Annotated in this window: 25 protein-coding genes; 17 read left to right on the forward strand and 8 right to left on the reverse strand. The window is 69.4% G+C overall.

The window, feature by feature from the left end; translation table 11 throughout:
* Positions 1-43: 43 nt before the first annotated feature.
* The 7 genes from BWO91_RS13815 (at position 44) to BWO91_RS13845 (ending at position 8,040) form a co-directional block, all read left to right on the forward strand.
* A complete protein-coding gene (locus BWO91_RS13815) occupies positions 44-1,405 on the forward strand; it encodes an ABC transporter substrate-binding protein (RefSeq protein ID WP_240555508.1) in 1,362 nt (453 codons plus the stop codon).
* A 70-nt stretch (positions 1,406-1,475) separates the two neighbouring features.
* A complete protein-coding gene (locus tag BWO91_RS13820) occupies positions 1,476-2,357 on the forward strand; it encodes a carbohydrate ABC transporter permease (protein WP_079003991.1) in 882 nt (293 codons plus the stop codon).
* Entirely contained in the window at positions 2,354-3,268 is a 915-nt protein-coding gene (locus BWO91_RS13825; protein ID WP_079002941.1) for a carbohydrate ABC transporter permease, read from the forward strand. The genes BWO91_RS13820 and BWO91_RS13825 overlap by 4 nt, the downstream gene beginning before the upstream one ends.
* Complete coding sequence (locus tag BWO91_RS13830) at positions 3,265-4,305, forward strand: LacI family DNA-binding transcriptional regulator (protein WP_079002942.1); 1,041 nt, start codon at positions 3,265-3,267, stop codon at positions 4,303-4,305. The genes BWO91_RS13825 and BWO91_RS13830 overlap by 4 nt, the downstream gene beginning before the upstream one ends.
* Positions 4,306-4,315: 10 nt before the next feature.
* Complete coding sequence (locus BWO91_RS13835) at positions 4,316-5,758, forward strand: glycoside hydrolase family 32 protein (protein ID WP_153303466.1); 1,443 nt, start codon at positions 4,316-4,318, stop codon at positions 5,756-5,758.
* An 81-nt stretch (positions 5,759-5,839) separates the two neighbouring features.
* On the forward strand, positions 5,840-7,417 hold the full coding sequence (locus BWO91_RS13840) for a glycoside hydrolase family 32 protein (protein WP_079002944.1): 1,578 nt from the start codon (positions 5,840-5,842) through the stop codon (positions 7,415-7,417).
* A 35-nt stretch (positions 7,418-7,452) separates the two neighbouring features.
* Positions 7,453-8,040 carry a DUF1349 domain-containing protein gene (locus tag BWO91_RS13845; protein WP_079002945.1) on the forward strand — a complete coding sequence of 196 codons (588 nt, stop codon included), beginning with the start codon at positions 7,453-7,455 and terminating at the stop codon, positions 8,038-8,040.
* Here BWO91_RS13845 and BWO91_RS13850 read toward each other — a convergent pair.
* Complete coding sequence (locus tag BWO91_RS13850; RefSeq protein WP_079002946.1) at positions 7,994-9,001, reverse strand: helix-turn-helix transcriptional regulator; 1,008 nt, start codon at positions 8,999-9,001, stop codon at positions 7,994-7,996. The two genes, BWO91_RS13845 and BWO91_RS13850, sit on opposite strands and share 47 nt — an antisense overlap.
* A 98-nt stretch (positions 9,002-9,099) precedes the next feature.
* On the opposite strand from BWO91_RS13850, the gene BWO91_RS13855 reads away from it, so the two are divergent.
* Positions 9,100-9,558 (forward strand): VOC family protein, encoded by a 459-nt coding sequence (locus BWO91_RS13855; RefSeq protein WP_071259176.1) that lies wholly within the window; start codon positions 9,100-9,102, stop codon positions 9,556-9,558.
* Positions 9,559-9,646: 88 nt separating this feature from the next.
* Here BWO91_RS13855 and BWO91_RS13860 read toward each other — a convergent pair whose 3' ends face one another.
* Positions 9,647-10,237, reverse strand: a complete 591-nt coding sequence (locus tag BWO91_RS13860; protein ID WP_079002947.1) for a DUF805 domain-containing protein — start codon at positions 10,235-10,237, stop codon at positions 9,647-9,649.
* Between the two features lie 239 nt (positions 10,238-10,476).
* On the opposite strand from BWO91_RS13860, the gene BWO91_RS13865 reads away from it, so the two are divergent.
* Together BWO91_RS13865 and BWO91_RS13870 are read left to right on the forward strand one after the other, a co-directional pair.
* Positions 10,477-11,748 (forward strand): HNH endonuclease signature motif containing protein, encoded by a 1,272-nt coding sequence (locus BWO91_RS13865; protein WP_167620486.1) that lies wholly within the window; start codon positions 10,477-10,479, stop codon positions 11,746-11,748.
* Positions 11,749-12,004: 256 nt separating this feature from the next.
* Positions 12,005-13,348: a BNR-4 repeat-containing protein gene (locus BWO91_RS13870; RefSeq protein WP_079002949.1), complete on the forward strand. Its 1,344-nt coding sequence runs from the start codon at positions 12,005-12,007 to the stop codon at positions 13,346-13,348.
* Between the two features lie 98 nt (positions 13,349-13,446).
* Here the strand turns inward: BWO91_RS13870 and BWO91_RS13875 are convergent, their stop codons facing one another.
* Positions 13,447-13,758 carry a GNAT family N-acetyltransferase gene (locus tag BWO91_RS13875; RefSeq protein ID WP_079003992.1) on the reverse strand — a complete coding sequence of 104 codons (312 nt, stop codon included), beginning with the start codon at positions 13,756-13,758 and terminating at the stop codon, positions 13,447-13,449.
* Positions 13,759-13,936: 178 nt separating this feature from the next.
* Here BWO91_RS13875 and BWO91_RS13880 point away from each other — a divergent pair, with 178 nt between their 5' ends.
* Positions 13,937-15,205 carry an ammonium transporter gene (locus BWO91_RS13880; RefSeq protein ID WP_064294702.1) on the forward strand — a complete coding sequence of 423 codons (1,269 nt, stop codon included), beginning with the start codon at positions 13,937-13,939 and terminating at the stop codon, positions 15,203-15,205.
* Positions 15,206-15,251: 46 nt separating this feature from the next.
* Positions 15,252-15,875 (forward strand): hypothetical protein, encoded by a 624-nt coding sequence (locus tag BWO91_RS13885; protein ID WP_079002950.1) that lies wholly within the window; start codon positions 15,252-15,254, stop codon positions 15,873-15,875.
* Here the strand turns inward: BWO91_RS13885 and BWO91_RS13890 are convergent.
* Together BWO91_RS13890 and BWO91_RS13895 are read right to left on the reverse strand one after the other, a co-directional pair.
* Entirely contained in the window at positions 15,866-16,384 is a 519-nt protein-coding gene (locus tag BWO91_RS13890) for a DUF3592 domain-containing protein (RefSeq protein WP_079002951.1), read from the reverse strand. The genes BWO91_RS13885 and BWO91_RS13890 overlap by 10 nt on opposite strands.
* A gap of 24 nt (positions 16,385-16,408) precedes the next feature.
* Entirely contained in the window at positions 16,409-16,909 is a 501-nt protein-coding gene (locus tag BWO91_RS13895) for a DUF4188 domain-containing protein (RefSeq protein WP_079002952.1), read from the reverse strand.
* Positions 16,910-16,978: 69 nt separating this feature from the next.
* Here BWO91_RS13895 and BWO91_RS13900 point away from each other — a divergent pair, with 69 nt between their 5' ends.
* Positions 16,979-17,611 (forward strand): MerR family transcriptional regulator, encoded by a 633-nt coding sequence (locus BWO91_RS13900; RefSeq protein ID WP_079002953.1) that lies wholly within the window; start codon positions 16,979-16,981, stop codon positions 17,609-17,611.
* Positions 17,612-17,630: 19 nt separating this feature from the next.
* On the opposite strand, the gene BWO91_RS13905 is transcribed toward BWO91_RS13900, so the two are convergent.
* Positions 17,631-18,548 carry a carbohydrate kinase family protein gene (locus tag BWO91_RS13905; protein WP_079002954.1) on the reverse strand — a complete coding sequence of 306 codons (918 nt, stop codon included), beginning with the start codon at positions 18,546-18,548 and terminating at the stop codon, positions 17,631-17,633.
* A gap of 37 nt (positions 18,549-18,585) precedes the next feature.
* On the reverse strand, positions 18,586-19,626 hold the full coding sequence (locus BWO91_RS13910) for a LacI family DNA-binding transcriptional regulator (RefSeq protein WP_079002955.1): 1,041 nt from the start codon (positions 19,624-19,626) through the stop codon (positions 18,586-18,588).
* 150 nt (positions 19,627-19,776) lie between these two features.
* On the opposite strand from BWO91_RS13910, the gene BWO91_RS13915 reads away from it, so the two are divergent.
* From BWO91_RS13915 to BWO91_RS13930, 4 genes are read left to right on the forward strand one after another with little or no spacing between them, the layout of a single operon-like run.
* A complete protein-coding gene (locus BWO91_RS13915; protein WP_079002956.1) occupies positions 19,777-21,159 on the forward strand; it encodes an extracellular solute-binding protein in 1,383 nt (460 codons plus the stop codon).
* Positions 21,159-22,109 carry a carbohydrate ABC transporter permease gene (locus BWO91_RS13920; protein ID WP_079002957.1) on the forward strand — a complete coding sequence of 317 codons (951 nt, stop codon included), beginning with the start codon at positions 21,159-21,161 and terminating at the stop codon, positions 22,107-22,109. Before BWO91_RS13915 ends, BWO91_RS13920 begins: the two co-directional genes overlap by 1 nt.
* An 8-nt stretch (positions 22,110-22,117) precedes the next feature.
* Complete coding sequence (locus tag BWO91_RS13925) at positions 22,118-22,951, forward strand: carbohydrate ABC transporter permease (protein ID WP_079002958.1); 834 nt, start codon at positions 22,118-22,120, stop codon at positions 22,949-22,951.
* A 53-nt stretch (positions 22,952-23,004) separates the two neighbouring features.
* A complete protein-coding gene (locus BWO91_RS13930; RefSeq protein WP_079003993.1) occupies positions 23,005-24,342 on the forward strand; it encodes a glycoside hydrolase family 32 protein in 1,338 nt (445 codons plus the stop codon).
* A gap of 63 nt (positions 24,343-24,405) precedes the next feature.
* Here the strand turns inward: BWO91_RS13930 and BWO91_RS13935 are convergent, their stop codons facing one another.
* Positions 24,406-25,242: an alpha/beta fold hydrolase gene (locus tag BWO91_RS13935; protein WP_079002959.1), complete on the reverse strand. Its 837-nt coding sequence runs from the start codon at positions 25,240-25,242 to the stop codon at positions 24,406-24,408.
* Between the last annotated feature and the right edge of the window lie 106 nt (positions 25,243-25,348).

Genomic DNA, 25,348 nt, shown 5'->3' on the forward strand with positions numbered 1-25,348 from the left:
CACACCCGCACCCACCTGTGATCGATCAACGGAGATTCCGACCATGCCAACCACCGCACGCCCCCGCACCATGCGCCCCACCCGCAGCACCGCCTTCGTGGCCCTCGTCGCCGCTGCAGCACTCGCCCTCTCCGGCTGCGCCGGCGGATCGAGCGCCACGGACCCGACCGACGTCGATCCGAAGGGCGACATCGTCCCCCGCGAGATCTCGTGGCTGCTCTCCCGCCCGGCCGACGGCGGGGTGATCACCGCGATGGAGCAGATCGCCGACGAGTACGCGAAGGACCACCCCGGCTTCTCGCTGAACCTCATCACGACCCCCGACCGCCCGTCCTACATCCAGAAGTACGAGACCCTGGCGGCCGCGAACAAGCTCCCCGAGCTCTTCGACACCGACGCGACCCCGTTCGCGCAGAAGCTCGCGAAGCAGGGCCGCATGGTCGACGTCGACCTGCTCCTCGAGGACCTCGGTCTCGCCGACTCCTACCGCGAGGCTGCGCTCAACTACCAGCGGTTCGACGACGGCTCGCTCTACATGGTGCCGTTCGAGTTCCAGCTGGAGTTCTTCTGGTACAACCGCTCCCTGCTCGAGGACGCCGGTGTCACCGTCCCGGCCACGCTCGACGACTTCCCCGCCATGTGCAAGGCGCTCCGCGCCAAGGGCGTCACCCCGATCGCGCTCGACGGCCAGGACCAGTGGCCGCTCGAACGCTACATGGCCTACTACCCGTTCCGGATGGCGGGTCCCGAGTACATCCAGGACCTGAAGGCCGGGAAGGCCTCCTTCTCCGACCCGGCCGGGAAGGCCGCGGCCGAGTGGCTGTACGACCTCGGGCAGGCCGGCTGCTTCCAGGAGGGCTTCTCCTCGACCGGTTACGCGGACGCGCAGGCGCTCTTCACCTCGGGCAAGGCCGCGGTCTACAACATCGGCACGTGGGAGCTCTCGAACCTCGCGACGGATGCGCTCGACCCCGGCGTCCGTGACGCGGTCGGCACCTTCACGCTGCCGACCATCGACGGCGCCGTCACCGCCGACAACGAGTACGTCACCCCGTCCGGCATCGGCATGGCGGTGAACGCGAAGACGTACGACCCGCTCGTCCGCGACTTCCTCGCGTTCGCCCTCGAGCGCTACCCGGAGCTCTACGCGGCGACTGGCGCGCTGTCGCCGACGACCTCCGCGCAGACCACCGTCCCCGCGAACGCGACCGAGCTGTACGCCAGCTCCGTGGCGCAGGCCGACGGCGTCGGACCGGCGATCGCGATGCCCTGGGACACCCAGCTCGACCCGGCCACGAACACCCGACTCCAGCAGGAGCTGACCCTGCTCGTGCAGGGTGACATCACGCCGGACGAGTTCATCGCGACGATGGACGCGACCCTCACGGAGAACGTCGATGACTGAGCTCACCCAGACCGCGGTGGGCGCGGCACCGGCCCGCCCACCACGGCGGCGGAAGCCGATGTCCACCTCGATGCTGCCCCGCCGGTCGACGCTGTCGGTGCTCGTGTTCCTCGTGCCGCCGCTCCTCCTCTACGGTGTGGCGGTGCTCCTGCCGATCGTGCAGTCGCTGTTCCTCAGCCTCTTCTCGTGGGACGGCATCACGGACATGGCGTTCGTCGGACTCGACAACTACGTCAAGATGCTCACCCGGGACGACGTGTTCTGGACCTCCTTCGGCAACGCCCTCGGCTACCTTGCGATCTGCCTGGTGCTCCAGCTCGGCGGCGCGCTCCTCGTCGCCGGACTGCTCACCGCCCTCCCCCGGGCCCGCGAGCTCGTCAAGACGCTGTACCTCCTGCCCGCCGTCATCTCGACGGTCGCGATCGCCATCCTGTTCCAGCGGCTGTACGCGCTCGAACCGGTCGGGCTGATCAACCAGCTGCTCGCGTGGGTCGGACTCGGCGACCTCCAGACGGCCTGGCTGTCGAACGTGCAGACCGTCCTCGCCGCGGTGTCGATCCCGGAGGGCTGGCGGTTCACCGGCCTGTACATGCTCATCATCTACGCCGCCCTCATGGCCGTGCCCCGCGACCTCGAGGAGGCCGCCCGGCTGGACGGCGCCTCCTGGTGGCAGATCTTCTGGCGGATCCGCTTCCCGTACATCCGGCCGGTGTGGATCACGACGACGGTCATGGCGACCACCTTCGCCCTCCGCGGCTTCGACATCCCCTACCTGCTGACGAACGGCGGGCCCGGTCAGTCGTCCGAGCTGCTGACCACCTACATGTACAAGACGGCGTTCGTCCACACGGATTACGGCTACGCCAGCGCGATCTCCATGTTCATCGTCGTCGAGTGTCTCGTCGCCGTCGGCCTCATCTTCCTGCTGCTCCGACGGAAGGACAAGTCATGACCGCCACCCTCCCCGCCCGGCCGACCGAACACGTCGCGCCCCCGGCGGCGTCGACACCGAAGCGGAAGCCCCGGCACACCCCGCGCGTGCGGGTGCAGCGGACGATCCTCACCGGGACCGTCGTCGCGATCGTGCTCGTCCAGGTCTACCCGCTCGTCTGGTTGCTGGTCACGAGCTTCCGGACGGCGGCCGACTTCGCCGGTGGCAACCCCTTCGCGCTGCCGTCCGAGTGGACGCTCGACAACTACGCCAGAGCGTTCTCGACCGGCAACCTCGGGCTGAACATCGTCAACAGCCTGATCGTCACCCTCGGGTCGAGTGCCCTGATCGTCATCGCCGGCATGATGGCGGCGTACGCGCTCCAGGTCCTCGGGTTCCGGTTCAGCGGGCTCGTCCGTGGTCTGTTCCTCCTCGGCATCATCGTGCCCGTGCAGATCGCGCTCGTCCCCCTGTTCATCGACTACTCGCAGGTCGGTCTGCTCGACACCCACCTGTCGATGATCATCCCGCTGGCGGCGTTCGCACTGCCGATGGCCGTGTACCTGTTCTCGTCGTTCTACGAGTACATCCCGAGGGAGATGTACGAGGCCGCGTCGCTCGACGGGGCGGGTCCGTACCGGATCTTCGGCCAGATCACGTTCCCGCTCTCGGTCAACACGATCATCACCGTCGTGCTCGTCAACAGCATCTTCATCTGGAACGACTTCATCTTCGCGAACACCTTCGTGCTCTCCGACGGATTGAAGACCATCCCGCTCGGCCTGCAGAACTACATCGGGGCGATGGGGAACACTGATTGGACGGCGACGTTCGCCGCCGTCTGCGTCACGGTCACACCGCTGCTGTTGGTGTTCCTCGTGTTGAACAAAGCGATGATCAGCGGCCTCGAGAGCGGAGCGACCAAGGGATGAGCAGCACCGACCAGCCGAAGCCCGGCGCGGACCACCCGAAGAACACCTCGGGCATCACGATGCGCGACGTCGCGAAGGCCGCCGGCGTCTCCGTGGCGACCGTCTCGCACGTCGTCAACGACAAGCCGGGGTCGCGGATCGGCGAGGACGCCAAACGTCGGGTGCACGAGGCGGTGGCGGAGCTCGGCTACCGGCCGAACGCCCTCGCGAAGACGCTGTCCCAGGGGCACTCCCGGTTCATCGGCCTCGTCGCCGACGCGATCGCGACGACCCCGTTCGCCGGCCAGATCATCCACGGCGCCCAGGACGAGGCGTGGCGCCACGGCTACGTCCTGCTCGTCGCCAACACCGACGGCAACACGGCCGCCGAGGAGGAGGCGATCGCGATGATGCTCGAGCACCAGGTCCGCGGGATTCTGTACTCCACCTGGTTCCACCATGAGATCACCGTGCCCGAGGCACTCCTCCAGACCGACACCGTGCTCGTGGACTGCTACGCCGCGGGCAGCGGGCTCCCGGCCGTCGTGCCCGACGAGGTGCAGGGCGGGCGGACCGCGACCGAGGCGCTGCTCGCGGCCGGCCACCGACGGATCGCGTTCGTCAATACGACGACCCCCTCACCGGCGCAGACCGGCCGGCTCGCCGGGTACCGCTCGGCGCTGCAGGCGGCGGGAGTGGCGTTCGACGACGCCCTCGTGTTCCCGGCCTCACCGGAGCAGGAGGGTGGGTACGCGGCGACCGCCGAGGTCGTCGACTCAGGCGCCACCGCGGTCTTCTGCCACAACGACCGCGTGGCGATGGGACTCTACGACGGGCTGCGCGAGCGCGGACTGCGGATCCCCGACGACATGGCCGTCATGGGGTTCGACAACCAGGACGTCATCGCCGCCCACCTCCGGCCGCCGCTGTCGACGGTCGCCCTCCCCCACTACGAGCTCGGAGCGGCCGGCGTCCGTCGGCTGCTCGGTCTCGACGCCGCGCTGCCCGCCGGGCCGCAGCTCATCGCCTGCCCGGCCGTCCCGCGGCACTCCGTCTGAGGGCGCGACCGTGCACGACGAGCAGCACGCCCTTCCACGGCCCGGCTTCCACCTGACGCCACAGCGGAACTGGATGAACGACCCGAACGGCTTGGTCTTCCATCACGGGCGGTGGCACGCGTTCTTCCAGTACAACCCGGAGGGTGGCGACTGGGGCAACATGAGCTGGGGTCACGCCTCGAGCGTCGACCTGCAGCACTGGGACGAGCATCCGGTAGCCCTGCGGTACACCGCCGAGGAGCAGGTGTACTCGGGATCCGTGGTCGCCGCGGGTCCCGACGGGCGCCTCACGGCGTACTACACGAGCGTGTCCACCGACGGTCGGCAGGCGCAGTCCCGGGCGACCAGTGACGACGACGGGCTCACCTGGCAGCGCGACCCGGAGAACCCGATCCTCGACCGCGGCTCGCACGCCTTCCGCGACCCGAAGATCATCCGGTACGAGGACGCCGCGGGTTTCCGCTGGATCATGCTCACGGTGGAGGCCGTGGAGCGTCAGGTCCTCGTGTACTCCTCCACCGACCTCCGCACCTGGGAGCACCTCAGCACCGTCGGTCCCGTCGGTCCCACCGGCGTCGTGTGGGAGTGCCCCGACCTCATCCGGCTCGCGGTCGACGGACGCCCGGACGAGGTCCGGTGGGTCCTGCTCCTCAGCACCAACCCGGTCGGCGACGTGCAGGACCCGGACGGGTCGTCGATGAGCTATCTCGTCGGCGACTTCGACGGCTCGGTGTTCACGCCTGAGCGGGCCGAGCTGCAGCGGCTCGACCACGGTCGGGACTTCTACGCGGCGGTCGGGTTCGACCGCGCTCCGGACGGTGAAGCGGTGATCCTCGGTTGGATGGGCAACTGGCGCTACGCCGCCGACCTCCCCGCCTCGCCATGGCGGGGCGCGATGTCGCTCCCGAGACGCCTGTCCTTGACCGCGGTCGACGGCGAGCCACGACTCGTGCAGGAGCCACCGGCCTTCGTCAGGGAACGACTGGCCGCGATCGACCCGACGACCGTCGCCGTGTCCTCGGACGCCGTCGACCTGGTGCTCGAGGGTGACGGCGTGGTCGAGTTGCGCTGGGATCCGTCGGTCACGGGTGAGTTGCGGCTCCGGCTGACGGCCGACACCGACGGTGCGGTCCTCATCGTCCACGACCCGGCGACGGCGTCACTCTCCGTCACCCGGTCGGGCGGTGCCATGGACGCGGTGCACCCCGACTTCGCCTCCACGAGCATCGTTCCGCTCGTCGGCGACCCGCCGGCTCGACTCCTCCTGAGCCTCGACGGCCCGCTGCTCGAGCTGTTCGTCGACGGCGGTCTCGCCACCGTCTCCGACCTCGTCATCCTCGGGAGCGGACGACCGACGCTGACCCTCGCGAGCGAACGCGCCAGTCCCGTCTCGGTGGCCGTCGCCGTCCTCGACCGGGCGCCCGCCACCGACCAGGTGCACGCGCTCGCCTGAGCAGTCCTCCACCGCACGATCCAGCACCATCCCGCCACGGGTGCCTTCGGCGCGCCCGCGGCACCGACGAAAGGAACAGCAATGACGCACGACCTCTCCCGCCGGACCGTCCTCCAGGGCGGCGGCCTCGGGGCGCTCGCCCTGTTCGCGAGTACCGGCACGCCCCTCGCCGCCCAGGCGGCGACCACCGCCCAGGCGCAGGCCTCCCTCAGATCGGTGTTCCACATGACGCCGCCGTCGGGGTGGCTCTGCGACCCGCAACGACCGGTGTTCACGAACGGCGCATACCAGCTGTACTACCTGCACTCCGGCCAGAACAACGGTCCGGGCGGTTGGGATCACGCGACGACGACCGACGGCGTCGCCTTCACCCACCATGGGACCGTCATGCCGCTGCAGCCGGACTTCCCGGTGTGGTCGGGTTCCGCCGTCGTCGACACCGCGAACACCGCCGGCTTCGGGGCGGGTGCGGTCATCGCACTCGCGACGCAGCCCACGGACGGCGTCCGGAAGTACCAGGAGCAGTACCTCTACTGGTCGACGGACGGCGGCTTCACGTTCACGATGCTCCCCGACCCGGTGATCGTGAACACCGACGGACGTGCGGCCCAGACCCCGGCGGAGATCGAGAACGCTGAGTGGTTCCGGGACCCGAAGGTCCACTGGGACGCGGCCAGGAACGAATGGGTGTGCGTCATCGGCCGGGCGCGCTACGCGGCCTTCTACACCTCGCCCGACCTCACGACGTGGCAGTTGCAGCACAACTTCGACTTCCCGAACCACGACCTCGGTGGCATCGAGTGCCCGGACCTGTTCCAGATGCGAGCGGGCGACGGCAGCTGGCACTGGGTCTTGGGCGCCAGCATGGACGCCTACTCGATCGGCCTGCCGATGACCTACGCCTACTGGACGGGCACGTGGGACGGGACGCGGTTCACCGCCGACGACCTCACCCCGCAGTGGCTGGACTGGGGCTGGGATTGGTATGCCGCCGTCACCTGGCCGAAGGCGGAGACGCCCGACGACCGCCGGCTCGCGATCGCGTGGATGAACAACTGGAAGTACGCGGCCCGCGACGTCCCCACCGACGCCTCGGACGGCTACAACGGCCAGAACTCCGTCGTCCGGGAGCTACGACTCGAGGCGCAGTCCGGTGGTCGGTACAGCCTGCTCAGTTCACCCGTGGACGCTTTGGCCGGGTATGCGACCTCCACCGTCTCCCTCCCGGACCAGACCGTCACCGGGAGCGCCGTCCTGCCCTGGAGCGGCCGGGCGTACGAGATCGAACTCGACCTCACCTGGGACACCGCGACCAATGTCGGTCTCTCCGTCGGTCGTTCGGCGGACGGCTCTCGCCACACCAACATCGGGAAGGCCGGGGCCGAGCTCTACGTCGACCGCGCACCGTCCGACCTGGCGGGCTTCTCGCTGCAGCCGTACACCCGGGCCGCAGCACCGATCGACGCGGCTGCACGCTCGGTCCATCTGCGGGTCTTCGTCGACACGCAGAGCGTGGAGGTCTTCGTCAACGCCGGTCACACCGTCGTCTCGCAGCAGGTGCACTTCGCCGAGGGCGACACGGGGATCTCGCTCTACACCGACGGCGGACCGTTGACCGCCTCGGCGATCACGATCCGCGAGTTCGGCACGGCGATCTGAGGCCAGCGCGCGCATCCATACGTCAGGATGGACGGATGGATCTGCAGAACCTGGTCGAACACGGACGTTGGACGACAGCCCCTGCGGCGGTGACGACGGAGCCGGACGGTTCCCTGCTCGTCACCGCCGTCGAGGGAAGTGACGCCTGGCGGCACACCTCGTACGGTTTCGTCCACGACACGGAGCACGCGCTGATCGCGCCGATGCAGCGACGGGCGGCGGTCGAGGTGTCGTTCGTCCTCCACGGCTCCGAGCAGTTCGATCAGGCCGGCGTGTTCCTCCGCGCCTCCGAGTCGACGTGGATCAAGGCCGGGGTCGAGGTGTCCGACGGGGTCGCCCAGCTCGGCGCGGTCGTCACGCACGGCACCTCCGACTGGTCGGTGGCACCGGTCCCCGATTGGCTCGGACGAACGGTCACGGTGCGCGCGAGCCGCGACGGCGACGCCGTGACCGTGCGCGCGCGGGTGGACGACGAGGACTGGCGACTGGTCCGCGTCGCCCACCTCGACCCGGAGGCCGACGTCGAGGCGGGACTGTTCTGTGCGGCCCCGACGCGCGCCGGCCTCACGGTCCGGTTCACCGCGGTGCGTCTCGGTCGGCCGGACGACGCGCTCCACGGCTGACCGTCCGTGCGGTCGCGGCGTTGCGCTCGGCGAGCTGCGCGAACGCGGTGACGAGCTCGGGCGGCTCGACGACGTCGATGTCGGTGTCGAAGCGGTTCAGGGAGGCGGCGAGCGCCACCCACGACCATGCGCCGGCGGTGTAGCGCGTGCGGTCCGGGCCGAGGGGCTCGGCGATGCCGTCGCCGACGAACGGTCGGACCGCCTCGAACGGCAGGTGGAGCACGACGGTGCCGACACAGGGCCAGGCGTCGGTCTGCTCGGATCCCTTGAACCTCGCCGCCACGAACGCCTGCACGTCTCCACCCGGCACCTCACGCGGACGGAACCGCGGTCCGGTCGGCGTCCTCGGCACGATGCGGTCGGCGCGGAAGATCCGCCAGTCGTCGCGGTCGAGGTCCCAGGCCACGAGGTACCAGTGCCCCTGGGAGGTGACCAGGTGGTGCGGCTCGACGCGCCGAGGCGGTTCCGGGTCGTCGTCGGATCGCCCGAACCGGAGCACCTCCCGCGCGCGGATGGCCGCGGACAGCGTGAGGAGGACCGGCACGGCCACCTGCGGCGTCGGTCCGTCTCCGGCTCGGGGCACCGAAGTGACGTCGAGGGCGTCGAGTCGATGCCGCAGCCGCGACGGCAGGACCTGCCGCACGGTCGTCAGCGCTCGGAGCGCCGGCTCCTCGAACCCGGATCCCGCGACGGCCGTGGTCTGGAGGGCGACGGTGAGCGCGACGATCTGCTCGTCGTCGAAGAGCAGCGGCGGGAGTTCACTCCCGGCGTCGAGGTGGTACCCGCCGTCCGGCCCCATCGTGGCCTCGATGCGATACCCCATCTCCCGGAGCCGGTCGACGTCGCGGCGGATCGTGCGGTGGCTGACGTCCAGCCGGTCGGCGAGCAGGGCACCCGGCCAGTCGCGGCGCGCCTGCAGGAGCGAGAGCAACTGCAGGAGTCTGGAGGTCGGTGAGGCCATGGTGCGAGCGTAGTCCGAGTGCAGGACACGATCTGTCCTAGACGCCTGGGACAGTGGTGCTCGACCGGGAGGAGCCCGGCACGACTCGAGGAGCACACATGAGCATCACGACCACGACCCACCTCAACTTCCAGGGCGACGCCCGCGCTGCGCTGGAGTTCTACCAGTCCGTCTTCGGCGGGCGGACGACGATCGCGAGCTACAGCGACGTCGGGATGCCGAAGGACGCCCCGGGCGCCGACCTGGTCGTCTTCGGTCAGGTCGAATCCGAGGACGGCTTCCGGGTGATGGCGTACGACAGCCCCGGAGCTCCGGCGGCGTCCCTGATCGGCACCGGAACGACCCGCCGTGAGCACGGGGCGACCGTCACCGGACAGTCCTGCTTCGTCGCGGTGCGTGGCGAGACGCTCGCGGAGGTCGAGGTGTTCTGGAACCGACTCGTCGTGGGAGGTTCGGTCGTCGAAGAGCTCGCCGCGTCCGCCTGGAGCCCCGGCTTCGGCATGGTGACCGACCGGTTCGGCGTCACGTGGGTGCTCGACGTGGCGGCGGCCGGCTGAGGCGTCCACGCCCGTCCGGCGAGACAGGGAACGGGCCGGTGCGGACGATCACGTCCGCACCGGCCCGTTCCGGTCGTCGGGTTGCGACTCAGCGCACGGTGTCGAACCGCTGACCCTCGGGCTTCGAGGGCAGGAGGAAGAGGACGAGCAGGACGATGCCGCCGACCGACGGGATGAGCGAGAAGAAGTAGAACGGGCCGGGGAAGTTGGCGTCGTGGAGACGGCGCCAAGCGAGGGCCAGGTTCGGGACGATGGTCGCCAACCAGATGAGGCCGAGGAGGACGACACCCGTCAGGATCAGCGGAGCAGCCCCGGGGATCTCGAGGATGCCGGGCTGGGTGTAGTAGGTCCGCGAGCCGGTACTGCTGTCGAACACGACGGCCTCGCGCTGCGCGGCAGCGGATGTCGCGCCGATCAGGACGCCGGTGAAGAACAGGATGTTCGGGATGAGCGTGACGAGGAAGACGAACAGCGTGACCCACCAGTACTCACTCCGAGAAGCACGGCCGGTGAAGGTCGCGTACTTGCGGAGGTAGCGCTTGACCGCCTGCGGGAACGTCGCTCCGTAGAGCGGGAGCGTCAGGTCATCCGGGGAGGCGGCGCCGTGGATCGGAGCGGGCGCGTACGGCTGCTTGTACGTCGGCGTCGCGGGGTAGTCAGGGGTGGCGTTGGAACTCATGGTGTCTTTCGATCGAGGTACTCGGTAATGAGACCCTGGCATAACACATGTCCACCTCAGAACAACTTGCGCGACCGACCGACTTCGGGCATGCTCCGCGGTATTTCGGTGATCCTCATCCAGCCCGAGCACCCGCTCCGGCCTCCGGTCCTGAGCCTGTCGAAGGGCACACGAGGACCCTTCCACAACCGACCCGACTCAGCATCTGGAATGTCAGTGGTCCATGGTGGACTCGTCCCATGACCGAGACCACGCTCAGCGCGATCCGCGCAAGCGACGAATACGCCGCGCGTCTCGCGGAGTTCTCGGATGAATGGGCGGACCTCCACCGCCAGCAGGCCGTCCTCGACGCACGCAAGGCGCGTCTCCTGGCCCGCTCCGCTGCCTACGCGGACGCTTTCGCCGACGCCACCGTCCCTGCGATCTTCCCGCCGGCCGAACGCCAGGCCCTGTCCCGTCGCTCCACCTGTGCGGCCCTCGCGATGGCGACCCGGATCCCGGAGCGGACGATCCAGCGTGCGACCAACGACGCCGAGCGCCTCGTGAACGACGCACCGGCGGTGCTGGCGTCGCTCGAGGCGGGCCGTATCTCGGCGAGGCATGCACAGGTGATCACGGACCAGCTCTGCGACGTCCCTGCCGCTGGCCGGGCGGTGTTCCTCGAGCAGGTGCTGCCGGTCGCCGAAGGCGCGACCGTCTCGTACCTCCGGCAACGCGCCCGCGTCCTGCGCGAGCGCCTCCATCCGGAATCGATCACCGCCCGAGCGGTCCGCTCTGAGGCCGACCGTCGGGTTGAGTTCGAGCCGGCCGCCGACGGCATGGCCTGGGTGCACCTGTTCACCACCGCGCCGATCGCGCAGGGCATCATCGAGCGGGTCGAAGCGGCCGCCGCGGAGGCACGCCAGGCCGGCGACGCTCGCACCTGCGGACAACTGCAGGCCGACGCCCTCGCGGCGCTCGCACTGACCGGTGTGACCCCGGAGGACGTCGCATCGAACCCGGTGCTCCCGCATCCGATCGAGGTCCAGGAGCACATCAAGCCGACCGTGCAGATCACGGTCCCGGCGCTCACGATGGCCGGTGTCTCAGAGGCCCCTGCCACGCTGGACGGCTACGGACCCATCGACCCCGAGACCGCCGCACGCATCGCGGTGAACGCACCGAGCTTCACCCGGATCCTGGTTCAGCCGGAAACGGGTGCGGTCCTTTCCGTCGGCCGCAGTCAGTACCGCGTTCCGGCCGACCTGCAACGCGCGGTCCGGCTTCGGGACAGCACCTGTCGGGCACCGGGCTGCGGCAGACGGGCCAGAGCGTGCGATCTCGATCATTCGGTCGCGTGGGAGGACGGAGGGGCGACAGATGTCGGGAACCTCGCCTGCCTGTGTCGGCATCACCATCGCATGAAACATCTCCCCGGCTGGAACCTCGACCACAAACCGGGCGGCGTCCTCGAGTGGACGACACCCGACGGCAAACACCACCAGACGGAACTAGACCCCGCCCCGTTCTGACCCCGCCGACGAAGGCTCCTTCGTGGGCACTTCGACAAGCTCAGTGACCGGAGGAGGTTCAGCCGGAACGTCTCGGTCCCTGAGCCTGTCGAAGGGCAGTCGGGTAGGGACACCTCGGCGAGCGGAAGCATTCCACGCGGGGCACTTCCGGTCCCGCCGCCGGCCAGAGCGCACACCGAACCGTGTCTCGGAAAACGCTTGCCGGGCGCACGCTCGCACCGGTAACCTCGTCCGGAACCCCACCCGGAAGGTCGCGATGCTGCGCCGAAACGACACCTCCACCACGCCGATGGTCGTCAATGACAACGCCGCCTGGTGTTGGTTCCAGGACGAGCGCGCACTCGTCGATCCAACGTCGAACCTGCTCGTCGTCGGCTCGATCGCGTCAACGGGCGGCGTCGACGGCGAGCAGCGCGGCGGCAACGTCGAGGTCACCGTCGTCGACCTCACCACCGGCACCGCCGACATCGTCGTCCTGCACGCACTCCTCGAGTCCGACGACCACGATGTCCCGGCTCTCTGGCGGCGGCGCGACGGGCGCTGGCTCGCGATGTACACCCGCCACAAGACCGACGACCTCACCCGCTGGCGCATCAGCGAACCGGATGACCCACGCCACTGGGGGCCCGAGCACACGTTCGACTGGAGCGCCCAGACCGGTGGACTCGGCGTGACCTACTCGAACCTCCACGAACTCGACGGCCGCCTGTACTGCTTCGCCCGCGCCGTCAACGACGACCAGTGCGCGCTCGTGTCGGACGACGACGGCGACACCTGGAACTACGCCGGCAAGGTCTTCACACGGCCGAAGGTCGGTTACGTCAACGGCTACACGCGCTACGTCTCCTCCCCCGGTCGCATCGACCTGATCACCACCGACCACCACCCGCGCGACTACGACAACAGCGTCTACCACGGCTTCCTCGACGCCGACGGGCTCCACCGGACTGACGGCGCCGTCGTCGACCCGCATCCGTTGCGTGGCGACGCACCCTCGCAGGTCGAGCTCACCACCCTCGTCGCCGCCGGCTCACGAATGCCCGACGGCGGCACCTGGGCCGGCGACCGACTCTCCCACTGCTGGACCGTCGACGTGCGACGAGCCCCCGACGGCACCGTGGCCGCCGTCGTCTCCGCCCGCGCCGACGACGGACCAGCGCATCCGGACGAGGCGACCGAACGCCTCCGGCCCGTCCTGGACCACCGGTTCCTGTTCGCCCGCCTCACGCCCGGCGGCTCCTGGCAGGTGCACCCGCTCGCCCTCGCCGGCCCCGGCCTCCTCCCGCACGAACAGGACTACACCGGACTCGCCGCCATCGACCCGGACGACCTCGACTCGCTCTACGTCTCGACGCCGATCGATCCGCGGAACGACCAGCCGCTCGCCCACCACGAGATCTTCCACGGTCGCACCGGCGACGGCGGAGCGACCTGGATGTGGACGCCGCTCACGGAGGACTCGGACGTCGACAACCTGCGTCCGATCGTCGCACCCGGTGGCCCCTCGACGGTCTCGCTCCTCTGGTTCCGCGGGGACATGGCGAGCTCGCAGGACTACCGGTGCGAGGCCGTCCTGCTCAGGCTGCCACGCACCGAGTGACGACCGGTCGCTCGAGCCAGGAGACCTCGCCACTGAAGTCCGGATGCTCCCGGAGCTCGGTCCGGACGAACGGCCAGCTCACGCCGGATGACGACCGGTCACTCCGGCCAGGACACCTCGCCCCTGAAGTCGGGATGCTTCCGGAGATACGCCTGGATGAAGGGGCAGTACGGGACGATCGTCAGTCCTCGCTCGACCGCATCGTCGAGTGCCGCGGCGGCGAGGACGCTGCCGAGCCCCTGCCCGCCGAAGTCCGGATCGATCTCGGTGTGGGTGAAGAGGACGCGACCGGGCTCCTCCCGGTACCCGGCGATCCCGGCGACGCGCTCCCCCACCTGGATCTCGTACTCGTGGCTGTCATCGTTGCGGACGACCTGCGGGCCGTCCTCGGGTGTGCTCGATGTCGACATCGGGGCTCCCTTCCGTTCGTTCCCCACTGTACGTCGAGCGATCCGTCATGTGCTGTTTACGCAGGGGCCGATTCCGCAACGTGCCGGAAACACGCGCACAGGCCATCGGAAACACGCCGGTGTCACGCTGGGCGCACCCGACGCGCTCCAGCCGCGTCCCTGCGGAGAGGCACCTCGAATGGATCAAGGAAACACAGCGTTCATCCTGATATCAGCGGCACTCGTGCTGCTCATGACACCAGGGCTCGCGTTCTTCTACGGCGGCCTGGTCAAGGCGAAGAGCGTCATCAGCATGATGATGATGAGCTTCGGCGCACTCGGCCTCATCGGCGTCCTCTGGGTGCTCTACGGGTACGCGATCGCGTTCCCCGGCTCCGAAGGCACCGTCGCCCCCTGGGCGATCGACACGGGGAACATCGGCCTGACCGCCGCCCTCGAGACGCCTGAGGGAGCGGCCTACCCGCCACTCGCCTTCGTCGCCTTCCAGGCCACCTTCGCGATCATCACCGTCGCCCTCGTCTCCGGCGCCATCGCCGACCGCGCGAAGTTCGGCTCCTGGATGATCTTCGCCGGCATCTGGGCGACCGTCGTCTACTTCCCCGTCGCGAGCTGGGTGTTCAACTTCGGCCTCGCCGACGACGGCAGCTTCGCGTACGGCGGTTGGATCACGCACGGCCTGCAGGACGTCTTCGGCGTCGGCGTCATCGACTTCGCCGGTGGCACCGCGGTCCACATCAACGCCGGTGCTGCAGCCCTCGCCCTCGCGCTCGTCCTCGGCCGCCGCGTCGGGTTCAAGAAGGGCGTCCACGTCCCCCACAACCCGCCGTTCGTGCTCCTCGGCGCCGGTCTGCTCTGGTTCGGCTGGTTCGGCTTCAACGCCGGTTCGGAACTGGCGGCCGACGGCACCGCTGCACTCGTGTTCGTCAACACCATCGCGGCGCCGGCCGCAGCCCTGCTCGCCTGGCTCATCGTCGAGAAGATCAAGGACGGCAAGCCGACCTCTGTCGGTGCCGCATCGGGTGCCGTCGCCGGTCTCGTCGCGATCACCCCGGCGTGTGGTTCGCTGCACCCGATCTGGGCCATCGTCCTCGGCCTCGTGGCCGGTGTCGTGTGCGCCCTCGCCATCGAACTGAAGTTCAAGCTCGGCTTCGACGACTCGCTCGACGTCGTGGGTATCCACCTCGTCGGTGGCCTCATCGGAACCCTGTACCTCGGCTTCTTCGCCAACGGCACCGGCCTCTTCATGGGTGGTGACGCTTCGCAGCTGCTCGTCCAGGCGATCGCCGCGTTCGCCGTCCTCATCTACTCCTTCGTGCTCGCCTTCATCATCGGCTTCGCGATCGAGAAGACGATCGGCTTCCGCGTGAAGAACGAGGACGAGATCGCCGGCATCGACACCGTGGTCCACGGTGAAGAGGGGTATGTCCTGGTCGACACCAAGGCCTGATCCACCGGCCTGAACGACCTGCCCGACCCGACCCGACGAGGACGAGATGCGCGGAGCAGCTGGACCCGAACCGGCTGCCACCCCCGCTCATCTCGTCCTCGTCGACGTCGCGTCACGACCACCGGCCGACCCGGGCCCGCCCCGGCTCGTCCGGTTCGCCGACCTCGTCCGGCAACCACTCGACCGTGGCCGTGGCAGCGTGCGAGACGTCTGGACGAGCACCGACGTCGACCGCCGCATCCGCTGGCGACTGCAGGTCGTCGAGCTCCGTGACGCCGCCGGACTCATCGCCGCTCCCGACGACATGAACCACGCGATCGTCGGCTTCGCCGGCCCACAAGTCGCGGTCCGCGCGGGCGGGAACGAGCTGAACGGCCCCAGACGCATCCTGCACCGCGACGAGGTCCTGACGGTCCGCGAAGCCTCGGTGCGCCTCTCGAGACCACGGCTCCGGGCCTCGGGGTCGAGCTCGATGATCCTGCTGAGCTACAGCACCTCGGAGGACCCGCCGACGCTGAGCTTCGAGCAGCCGGACGCCGCGCACGATCCCGCCGACGGCCTGCGGATCACCCTCGCCCTGCGCGGTCCGATCCGGCGCGGCGAGGGCGAGGTCCCACAGGGTGCCGCCCTCGTCTCCGCTCCCCTCGCGGTTCCGCCGCGCTATCGCTGACCGGCGGCAGCCTGGATCGCCGCACGGCGCGCCTGGGCACGCTCCGACCTGCCACGGGCGGCCATCACCAGCATCATGACGCCTGTCCCCCCGAGGATGACGGTGAAGACCGCTCCGAGGCCCGTCATCCACTCGCCCTCGCCCCCATAGCCCTCGACGACCGCCGCACCCGGGTCTGTCGCCCGGTACACGATCACGACCTCGTCGCCGACGGACGGCCGGTCGCTGATGTCCCAGGACTCCCACACCGAGTGCACGACGTCATCGGTGGACCGGTAGTCGACCCGGAAATCCAGGTCGGAGGCCTCGACACCGTCCTGCACTTCGGTGATCGTGCCGGTGGTGCGCGTCCCCGTCTCCAGCAACTGGTCGTCCGCAAGCCGGAGGCCGACGCCGATCGCGATCATCACCGGACCGACGAGGAGCATGCCCAGGATCAGCGCGACGACGCCGAGACGGTTGCGGGTGGGATGCGACGCCGCGGCGGCAGGTTGCTTCTGGAGGTCCACCCGCCCATCTCAACACACGAGCGGTCAGGCCGACGCCTCCGACGCACCGGTCCGGCCGTCGGCGAACCGCTGTCGCGCGTGCTGCTGCCGCGACCCGACGGGCACCGCCTCGGTCGCCGCCGGGAGCCCCATGGACGGGGTCGACACGTAGATGCTCTCGGCGCGATCGACGAGGAACGTCTCGTGCCAGACGCCGACGGCCTTCGGCGCGGACCGGGCACGCTTGTTGAAGCGCGACCAGGCGGGCCGATGGGCGGAGGCCGGAGCCGACGCGTAGGCGTAGAGCTTGTCGATCGACGACCAGTACTGGACGAGGTACGGGCCGCTGGAACCGAGCAGGATGTGCGAACCGAGGAGCCCGGACTCCGGGTCGGACATGAGCTCCTGCAGCATGCGCGGCATGTCACCGAAGATCGGGAGCCACTTGTCCACCCGCCACCACTGGTTGATGGTCATTCCGATGTGGAACACGACGAGCTCACCCTCGTGACGATGGGTGATTCGGCCGACGACGACGCGTGACATAGACTGCTCCTGTTCGATAGTGACGCTATCCAAGTTGGATAGTAGCACTATCCAGACGAGGGGGACAGGATGAGGATCTCGGAACTCGCGGCGGTGTCCGAGGTGCCGGTGGCGACCATCAAGTACTACCTGCGCGAGCAACTCCTCCCCGAGGGCGAGCGCACCTCGGCGACCCAGGCGAGTTACGGCGACGCACACGTGTCCCGGCTCCGCGTGATCCGCGCGCTGCTCACCGCCGGCGTGAGCATCGCGGAGACCCGCAACGTCGTCGCCGCGCTCGACTCGCCGCCGGCGGGCCCCTACGACCTCCTCGGCGTCGCCCACACCGCCGTCACCCCGCGCCCGAGCGGTCCGGTCGACACCACCCGCGCACTGGAGCTCTACGAACGACTCGGCGGGATCGAGGCGCAGTGCGACCCCGGACTCCTCGCCGGCCTGGCCGGGGCCCTGGATACCCTGGAACGAGCGGGCTTCACCGTGCCACCCACGGTCCTCGACCGCTACGTCGTCGCAGCGCGCCGCATCGCCGAAGCCGAGATCGACGGCATCCCGGCGGACTCTCCCGAGCTCGCGGTGCAGTACATCGTGCTCGGCACCGTGCTCACCGAACCGCTGATCCTCGCCCTCCGTCGGGCGGCCCAGCAGGTGGTGTCGTCGGAGCGCTTCGCCGGGACGGAAGCCCCGGCGTCCCAGCCGTCCTGACGCTCAGGCCCCCAGCGCCTCAGGCGTCGAGTTCCGCCGAGGTGGGCGGGTTCGCTCCCGGCCGCGACACCGTGATGCTCGCGGCCCGCGCGGCGCGGTCGAGCAGCTGCTGCAGCACCTCGTCGGACACCCCACGAAGCCGTTCCTCGACCCCGGGCCCCGCGATACCGGCGGTCAGCAGTCCGTCGATCAGCGCACCCATGAACGTGTCGCCGGCACCGACGGTGTCGGCCACCTGCACCCGCGGCGTCTCGATCTCGAGCACGGAACCGTCTCTGACCGCGACAGCCCCGTCACCACCCATCGTCACGACCACGAGTCCCGGCCCGGCCGCGACCCACTCCCGAGCGGCGTCGACCGGTGCCACACCGGGCAGCAGGAACGCGACGTCCTCGTCGCTCGCCTTCACGACGTGCGCGCGCGCGATGCAGTCGAGCGCCGCCTGACGGACGCGGGCCGCGTCGTCGATGAGCGACGGCCGGATGTTCGGGTCGTAGGTGATGAGCGCCGAGGGACGACGCGCCTCGACCAACTCGCGGAGGCGGTCGGCACTCGGCTCGAGGACCGAGGCGATCGAGCCGGTGTGGACGACGGCGGCGTCCGGCGCACCCGCGGCCTCCAGATCGAGCGAGAGGTCGAACTCGTAGGTGGCCGCGCCCTCGGCGTCGAGGGTCGCCTGCGCCGTGGACGTCCGGCCGGTCGGAGCGGACACGAGGGTCACCGCGGACGCGTCGAGCCAGGAGCGGATCGCCACGCCTCGCTCGTCGTCGCCCACATGGGTCACCAGGGCCGGGGCGCGGCCCAGCCGACCGAGGGTGATCCCGACGTTCGCCGGGCTGCCGCCGGGACTCTCCGCCTGCGTCCCGTCGAGCCGCCGGACGATGTCGATGAGGGTCTCGCCGGCGATGAGGACGTCGGTCGTGGGGGCTGCGTGCATGGCATCTCTCTCTGCTGGATCCGAGGGTCGGGTGGCGTCAACCGGCGTCGGTCGACACCGCGGCGATGAGCGAGTCGCGCTCGATGATCGGCATGGTGACCAGCTCGTGCCCGAGGGCGTGCTGACCGAGGAGCATCGAGGCTCCGAGCGCGCCGATCTCCTGGTAGGGCAGCCGTGCGGTGGTGAGGCCCGGGCGCAGGTAGCCGGCGAGGATCTCGTCGTCGAAGGAGACGACGGAGACGTCCTGCGGGATCCGACGTCCCTGTTCGAGCAGCACCTGGTAGGCACCGAAGGCGACGCCGTCGTTCGCGGCGAGGATGGCCGTGACGTCCGGGTGGCGCTCGAGGAGCGTGGCCGTCGCCTCGTAACCGGGTTCCGGCTGCCACTCGACGATGTCGACCCGAGCAGGTTCGATCCCGGCCTCCGCGAACGCCGCGGCGATGCCTGCGAAGCGGAGTGCCACCGTGGCCGTCTGTCGCGGATCGTTGATGACGTCCTGCGGCAGGTCGCCGACCACGCCGATCCGCCTGTGGCCCGCGTCGACGAGCCGTTTCGCGACCGCGTACCCGGCCGCACGTTCGTCGGGAAGGACGTTCGCGTGCCCCGAGGAGGACGCTCCGTTGAGCACGACGACCGGGACACCGGTCGAGGTGGTGGGGAGGTCGATGAGGCGGGCGCCGAGGAGACCGATGAGGATGCCGTCGACCCGGTGGTCGATCATCGTCTCGAAGGCGCGGGCGAGACCACCCTCGATCCCCTCGGTCTCCGCGATGAGCATCGTGTGGCCGTGGGCCTTCGACACCTCGAGCGCACCGCCGATGAGCCCCGAGGCGTGCCGGGTGAGCGTGACCTCGTCGGAGATGAACCCGATCGTCCTGGTCTTCCCGCGGCGCAGCACCTGGGCCGCGGGGTTCGGGCGGTAGTCGAGCTCCGCCGCGGCGGCGCGTACCCGCTCGACGGCGTCCGCGGACAGCCGGGAACCGGGACGGTCGTTCAGGATCATGCTCACCGCGGCCTTGGACATGCCCGCGCGCTCCGCGACGTCCGCGAGGGTCGTGCGGCGGCGTTGCGTGGACATGACACTCCCTCGTGCGGTTTGCTGAATCAGTTCAGCATATCGCGCGGAGCTGTGTTATGTTTCGTCTGCTGAATCCGTTCAGCACCTCCATTCACGGCTCATCGTCCGCGCCCTGCGAACGGTCGGCCCCGATTTCGCAGGAGCAACAACGTGGTTGATCTGAGTCGCAGGGCGGCATTCGCCCTGCTCGGTCTCGGTCTGGCGGGCACGGCCATCTCCTGGCCGCGCCTCACCGGCGGAGACATCCCCGGCCGAGGTGACGACGCCCTCACCGTCGCCCTCTTCGGCACCGCCCAGGACGCCGCCGCCCGGCAGTCGCTCGTGGACGGCTTCCAGAAGCTGCACCCCGACATCCCCGTCCGGATCATCGCGATCCAGGGCCAGGACTGGGGTAACTTCTTCGCCAAGATCCTCACGATGGTCGCGGCCGGCACCCCGCCGGACATCGTGTCGGTCGCCACGGAGGGCACGCAGCTGTTCGCCGAGCGACTCGCCCACCCGATCGACGAGTACGTGCAGCGCGACGCCGCCGAGCTGCAGGAGTACTTCGACGACGTGAACCCCTCGCTCATCGAGTCGTTCATGTACAAGGGCAACCTGTTCCAACTGCCCGACAACTTCAACGCGGCGAACATGTACTACAACACCTCCGCGTTCGAGCGGGCCGGCCTCGAGCGCCCGCGCGACGACTGGTCGGTCGAGGACTTCTTCACCGTCGGCCGCACCATGCAGGCCAGTGCCCCCGGCTCGTTCCTGCCGTACTTCTGGAACAACCGTCTCTGGGGCGGCGTCGTGCCCTGGTTGTACATCAACGACACGAGCTTCCTCACTGAGGAGAAGGCACCCGGCGGCGACTGGATGTGGTCGAAGTTCTACCCGGACGAGACCCCGCGTGGTGGCGGATACCTGTGGGAGAACGCCGACGCACTCAGCGACCGCACCGTCGAGAGCTTCGAGGTCCTGCAGCGCATGGTCTCCGAGGGCATCGCCGCGAACCCCGCCCAAGGCGGCGGCAACGAGCTCGTCTCGCTCTTCTCCCGCGGCTCGGTCGGCATGACGCCGGCCGGCGGGTTCTGGGTCAAGGGCCTCAACGACGCCGGCCTGGGCGACGACGAGTACGACGTCACCTACTTCCCGAAGATGCGCGGCCAGCGCCACCAGTTCGGAGCCGGCGGCTACGCGATGATGCAGACCTCAGAACGCAAGGACGAGGCGTGGGAGTGGATGAAGTACTGCATCTCCGTCGAGGGCATGTCGATCGCGCACAGCCAGCCCGACTCGTCGCTGCCTCGGCGCTCGCTCAACGCCGAGCTCTACGGCGGTGACATCGGCCCGAAGCACTGGGAGGTCTTCTACGACACCCTCGACCGGTTCCCGACGACCGGCCCGATGCCCGCACCGCCCCAGCAGGCGGCCGTGGAGTCGGCCCTCATCAAGAACGTGGTCGGCACGATCACGAACGGCCCGAACGGCGTCCGCCGCGGCCTCGAGACGATGCAGCGGGACCTCGAGCTCGCGCTGAAGGGACGATGATGGCACTGCAGTCACCGACGGCGACCCGGGCACTGGTCGTCCCGCCCGAAGCCGAGACCGGACGCCGCAAGCGTGCCCCTCGCGGCAGCCGACTGCTCGTCTGGGTGTTCCTCGCCCCGACGCTCATCGGCCTCGGACTCTTCAGCTTCGTCCCGATCATCGGGTCGTTCGTCCTCGCCTTCTTCCGGTGGGACATCATCTCGGCACCCGAGTTCGTCGGCGTCGGCAACTTCGTCGACCTCGCCGCCAACCCCACGGTGCGCGTGTCCTTCCTGAACACGGTCGGCTTCGTCGTGGTGGCGGTCACGCTGCAGCTCGCCGTCGCCCTCCTGCTCGCGATCCTCGTGCAGTCGCGGATGCCGGAATGGCTGCGTACCTTCTTCCGCTCCGCACTGTTCTTCCCGTTGGTGTTGTCGGCCGCGTCCGTGTCGCTCGTGATGTCGTACCTGTTCAACCAGGAGTTCGGCCTCGTCAACGAGTTCCTCGGACTCTTCGGCGTCGGGAACATCGGCTGGCTGACGACCGGGTTCGGCGCGAAGATCGTCGTCCTCCTCGTCTACGTGTGGCAGAACTTCGGCTTCACCTTCCTGCTGTTCATCGGTGGACTGGCCGCGATCCCGCGCGAGGTCTACGAGGCGTCGTCGCTCGACGGCGCGTACGGCTGGAGCCAGTTCCGGAACGTCACCCTGCCCCTCGTGAGCCCGACGATGCTCGTCGCGTCCGTCATGGCCATCATCAGCGCCCTGCAGATCTTCGACCAGCCGTACGTCCTCACACGAGGTGGTCCGGGAGACGACACCCGCACCGCGGTGATGGTGATCTACGAGTCCGCGTTCCAGCAGCTCGACTTCGGTCTCGCCGCAGCGATCGGCATCGTGCTGACGCTCCTGATCATGCTCGTCACCGCCGCACAGTTCCGACTGAGCAAGCGTTTCGTCTTCTACGGATGAGGTCCCAGATGTCCATCGCAGCAGTCACCCCCGACTCATCACGCCGCCGACTCGCCACGGCCGGGAAGTTCCTCGTCCTCGTCCTCGCCGCGTTCCTCACGCTCGCGCCCGTCGTATGGACGCTCATCACCGCGCTCACCCCCGCGAACGTCGACACCGGGCAGACCGAGTTCGGCCCGGGCGCGTTCATCGACGTCTTCCAGAAGATCCCGATCCTGCTCTACACGTGGAACAGCGCACTGGTGACGCTCCTCATCGCGGCCGGACAGATGCTCAGTGCGGCGATGGCCGGCTACGTGTTCGCGCGCTTCGACTTCGGCGGCAAGCGCATCCTGTTCGGACTGATCCTCGCCACGATGATGGTGCCGATGCAGGTGACGATCGTCCCCGTGTTCATGCTCATCCGCGGCATGGGACTGTCGGACACGCTCCTCGCGCTCATCATCCCGATGATCCCGACGGCGTTCGGCACCTTCCTCATGCGGCAGTACTTCATGGGGTTGCCGCCGGAGCTCGCCGAGGCGGCGCAGATCGACGGCGCGGGACCGTGGAAGATCTTCTTCCGCATCTACCTGCCGCTCGCCGCCCCGGGCCTCGCGATCGTCGGCATCCTCGCGTTCAACTACCACTGGAACGAGTTCTTCCGACCACTGATCCTCACGATCAGCGAGCAGAACTTCACCCTCCCGCTCGGGCTCGTGACCCTGCAGGGCAACCTCGGCACCGGGTCGGTCGCGACCGTCCTCGCCGGTGTCGTCCTGTCCATGATCCCGGCTGCGCTGGTCTTCGTCTTCGGCCAGAAGCCGCTGCGCGAAGGGCTCACCGCCGGCGTCAGCAAGTGACCGGCACCACCGCCCTCCCCTCGATCCGACCGATCTCGAACCGAAAGGAAGCCATGACCGGCCTCCACGTAACGCACGTCCTCGACCGCGGCTTCCCGCTGCTGCACCCCCGACCCGAGGCCGGGTGGTTGAACGACCCCAACGGCATCATGTTCGTCGACGGTCGCTGGCACGTCTTCTTCCAGTACAACCCGGGGTCGGCCAGGCACGAGGACATCCACTGGGGTCACGTGAGCTCGCCGGACCTGCTCGCCTGGGAGGAACACCCGGTGGCCCTGGCTCCACGCCCGAACACCACCGACGGCTTCGGCTGCTGGAGCGGCGTCGGGGTCGTCGATCAGGGCCGGCCGGCCGTCGTGTACTCGGGCGCGCGTGATCGACACGGGTTGTCGGAGGTCGTCGTCGTCCACGGCTCGGCGGATGCGCAGGACTGGAGCGGCGAACGTGTCGTCGCGGCCTCGCTCCCCGCCGATGAGCGCGTGACGATGGTGCGCGACCCGTTCGTCTTCGAGCTGGGTGGGCGCCGCTGGGCGATCCAGGGCGCGGGTCGCTCCGACGTCGGTGGCGCACTGCTCCTCTACGGCGTCGACGACCTCGACGCCTGGACCGAGGAGGGGTACCTGCTGACGGCCGAGGCGCCGGTCGTCTCGGAGCTCGCTCCGTGCGAAGGGTGGGAGTGCCCCCAGCTCGTGCGCGTCGGCGACGACTGGGTGCTGCTGGTCTCGCTGTGGCTCGACGGCCGTCCGCACCGCGGGGTGGCCTGGGTCCTCGGCTCGATGGAGCTCGACGAGGCCACCGGGCGACCCGTGTTCAGCGCCCGCCGGACCGGCATCATCGACGAGGGGTCGAGCTTCTACGCGCCGCAGGCCGTGCAGTCCGACGGCTCGGACGGACAGTCGGAGCGGGTACTGCTCTGGGGCTGGGCCCAGGAGATCGCACCCGATGGCGTGCGCGGCCGGACGCAGGCGGACACCGACGAGCAGGGATGGTCGGGCATGCTGACGTTCCCGCGCGAGCTCGTGGTCCGCGGCGACGAGGTCGAGCTGATCCCGGCCCGGGAGCTGACGGGACTCCGTGCCGAGCTCGTCGATGCGACGGAACTCCCCGACCAGACGGAGGTGCGACTCACGGGCGCAGGCACGGCCTCCCTCGGGCTGGAGGGTTCGGACACGCAGCTGATCTGGCGGGGCGAGCTGGTCGAGGGCGACGAGGTCCGGATCCTCATCGACGCGTCCATCGTCGAGATCCACCACACCGGGCACCCCGCTCGGACCTTCCGCGCGTATCCGGCCGATGGCGAGCGGTACGCCGTGCGGCACGATGCGACCGTGCGAGCCGACGCCTGGTCGCTGGCCCTCCCCGTCGCCGGCGGCGTGTCGGCGTCCCGCTGACCCGGAGACGCGGTGACGCGCAGCGCTGGGTGCGCCGCGCATCACCGCGTGCAGTTGCCGGACCTACTTCGCGAGGAACTCCAGGACGGCCCGGTTCCATTCCTCCGCGTGGCTGACGTTGACGCCGTGCGGCGCACCCTCGACGACGTACAGCGTCGACGACGGAATCGCCGCGTGCGTCCGTGCACCGGAGCCCTCGAAGGGGACGGTCGCATCGCTGTCGCCGTGGATGACGAAGGTCGGGACGGTGACGTTCGGCAGGTCGTCGCGGAAGTCGGTGTTCGCGAACGACGCCATGGCCTCGAGTGCGGCGGGCTTGAACGCCTGGTGCGCGAGCGCGAGGGCCTCCTGACGCTGCTCCTCCGTGACCTTCAGCTCGCCGTCCACTGAGAAGAAGTCGGTCGTGAACTGGTCGTAGAACGCGTCCTGATCCGCCGTGAGCCCGGCCGTCATCTTCGCGGCCTCGGAGACCGGGAGGGGCCCGTCAGGGTTTCCGGCCGTCTGCAGCAGGTACGGCGGAACCGCGGAGGCGAAGACCGCGCTGTGGATGCGCTCCGAACCGTGGCGGCTGAAGTACCGGGCGACCTCACCGCCACCCATCGAGAACCCGACGAGCGTCACGTCGCGCAGGTCGAGCGCTTCGAGCACCGCCTGCAGGTCGTCGGTGAGCCGGTCGTAGCCGTAACCGGTGAGCGGCTTGTCGCTGCGACCGAAGCCGCGGCGGTCGTAGGTGATGACGCGGTAGCCTGCGGCCTCGAAAGCCGGGACCTGTTCCTTCCACGATGCACCGGACAGCGGCCAACCGTGGATGAGGACGACCGGGCGTCCCGTGCCACCGGTGTCGTCGACGTGCAGGTTCGTGTCCTTCAGCAGGCCGTGGTGTGCGGTGATCTCCGTCATGGTGCTCCTCTCCCGGGCCGCGGGTCGCGGCCACTCAGACCAGCTTCGGCGGAGGCGGTGCGAGCGGATGGGGGCTTGCGAACCGCGAGGCGATGTCCTATCCGCT

Source organism: Plantibacter flavus (genome assembly GCF_002024505.1).
Classification (GTDB): Bacteria; Actinomycetota; Actinomycetes; order Actinomycetales; family Microbacteriaceae; genus Plantibacter; species Plantibacter flavus_A.

Coding starts and splice junctions, on each gene's coding strand:
- BWO91_RS13815 (WP_240555508.1), top strand. CDS start 44: ATGCCAACCACCGCACGCCCCCGCACCATGCGCCCCACCCGCAGCACC.
- BWO91_RS13820 (WP_079003991.1), top strand. CDS start 1,476: ATGCTGCCCCGCCGGTCGACGCTGTCGGTGCTCGTGTTCCTCGTGCCG.
- BWO91_RS13825 (WP_079002941.1), top strand. CDS start 2,354: ATGACCGCCACCCTCCCCGCCCGGCCGACCGAACACGTCGCGCCCCCG.
- BWO91_RS13830 (WP_079002942.1), top strand. CDS start 3,265: ATGAGCAGCACCGACCAGCCGAAGCCCGGCGCGGACCACCCGAAGAAC.
- BWO91_RS13840 (WP_079002944.1), top strand. CDS start 5,840: ATGACGCACGACCTCTCCCGCCGGACCGTCCTCCAGGGCGGCGGCCTC.
- BWO91_RS13845 (WP_079002945.1), top strand. CDS start 7,453: ATGGATCTGCAGAACCTGGTCGAACACGGACGTTGGACGACAGCCCCT.
- BWO91_RS13850 (WP_079002946.1), bottom strand. CDS start 9,001: ATGGCCTCACCGACCTCCAGACTCCTGCAGTTGCTCTCGCTCCTGCAG.
- BWO91_RS13855 (WP_071259176.1), top strand. CDS start 9,100: ATGAGCATCACGACCACGACCCACCTCAACTTCCAGGGCGACGCCCGC.
- BWO91_RS13860 (WP_079002947.1), bottom strand. CDS start 10,237: ATGAGTTCCAACGCCACCCCTGACTACCCCGCGACGCCGACGTACAAG.
- BWO91_RS13865 (WP_167620486.1), top strand. CDS start 10,477: ATGACCGAGACCACGCTCAGCGCGATCCGCGCAAGCGACGAATACGCC.
- BWO91_RS13870 (WP_079002949.1), top strand. CDS start 12,005: ATGCTGCGCCGAAACGACACCTCCACCACGCCGATGGTCGTCAATGAC.
- BWO91_RS13875 (WP_079003992.1), bottom strand. CDS start 13,758: ATGTCGACATCGAGCACACCCGAGGACGGCCCGCAGGTCGTCCGCAAC.
- BWO91_RS13880 (WP_064294702.1), top strand. CDS start 13,937: ATGGATCAAGGAAACACAGCGTTCATCCTGATATCAGCGGCACTCGTG.
- BWO91_RS13885 (WP_079002950.1), top strand. CDS start 15,252: ATGCGCGGAGCAGCTGGACCCGAACCGGCTGCCACCCCCGCTCATCTC.
- BWO91_RS13895 (WP_079002952.1), bottom strand. CDS start 16,909: ATGTCACGCGTCGTCGTCGGCCGAATCACCCATCGTCACGAGGGTGAG.
- BWO91_RS13900 (WP_079002953.1), top strand. CDS start 16,979: ATGAGGATCTCGGAACTCGCGGCGGTGTCCGAGGTGCCGGTGGCGACC.
- BWO91_RS13905 (WP_079002954.1), bottom strand. CDS start 18,548: ATGCACGCAGCCCCCACGACCGACGTCCTCATCGCCGGCGAGACCCTC.
- BWO91_RS13910 (WP_079002955.1), bottom strand. CDS start 19,626: ATGTCCACGCAACGCCGCCGCACGACCCTCGCGGACGTCGCGGAGCGC.
- BWO91_RS13920 (WP_079002957.1), top strand. CDS start 21,159: ATGGCACTGCAGTCACCGACGGCGACCCGGGCACTGGTCGTCCCGCCC.
- BWO91_RS13925 (WP_079002958.1), top strand. CDS start 22,118: ATGTCCATCGCAGCAGTCACCCCCGACTCATCACGCCGCCGACTCGCC.
- BWO91_RS13930 (WP_079003993.1), top strand. CDS start 23,005: ATGACCGGCCTCCACGTAACGCACGTCCTCGACCGCGGCTTCCCGCTG.
- BWO91_RS13935 (WP_079002959.1), bottom strand. CDS start 25,242: ATGACGGAGATCACCGCACACCACGGCCTGCTGAAGGACACGAACCTG.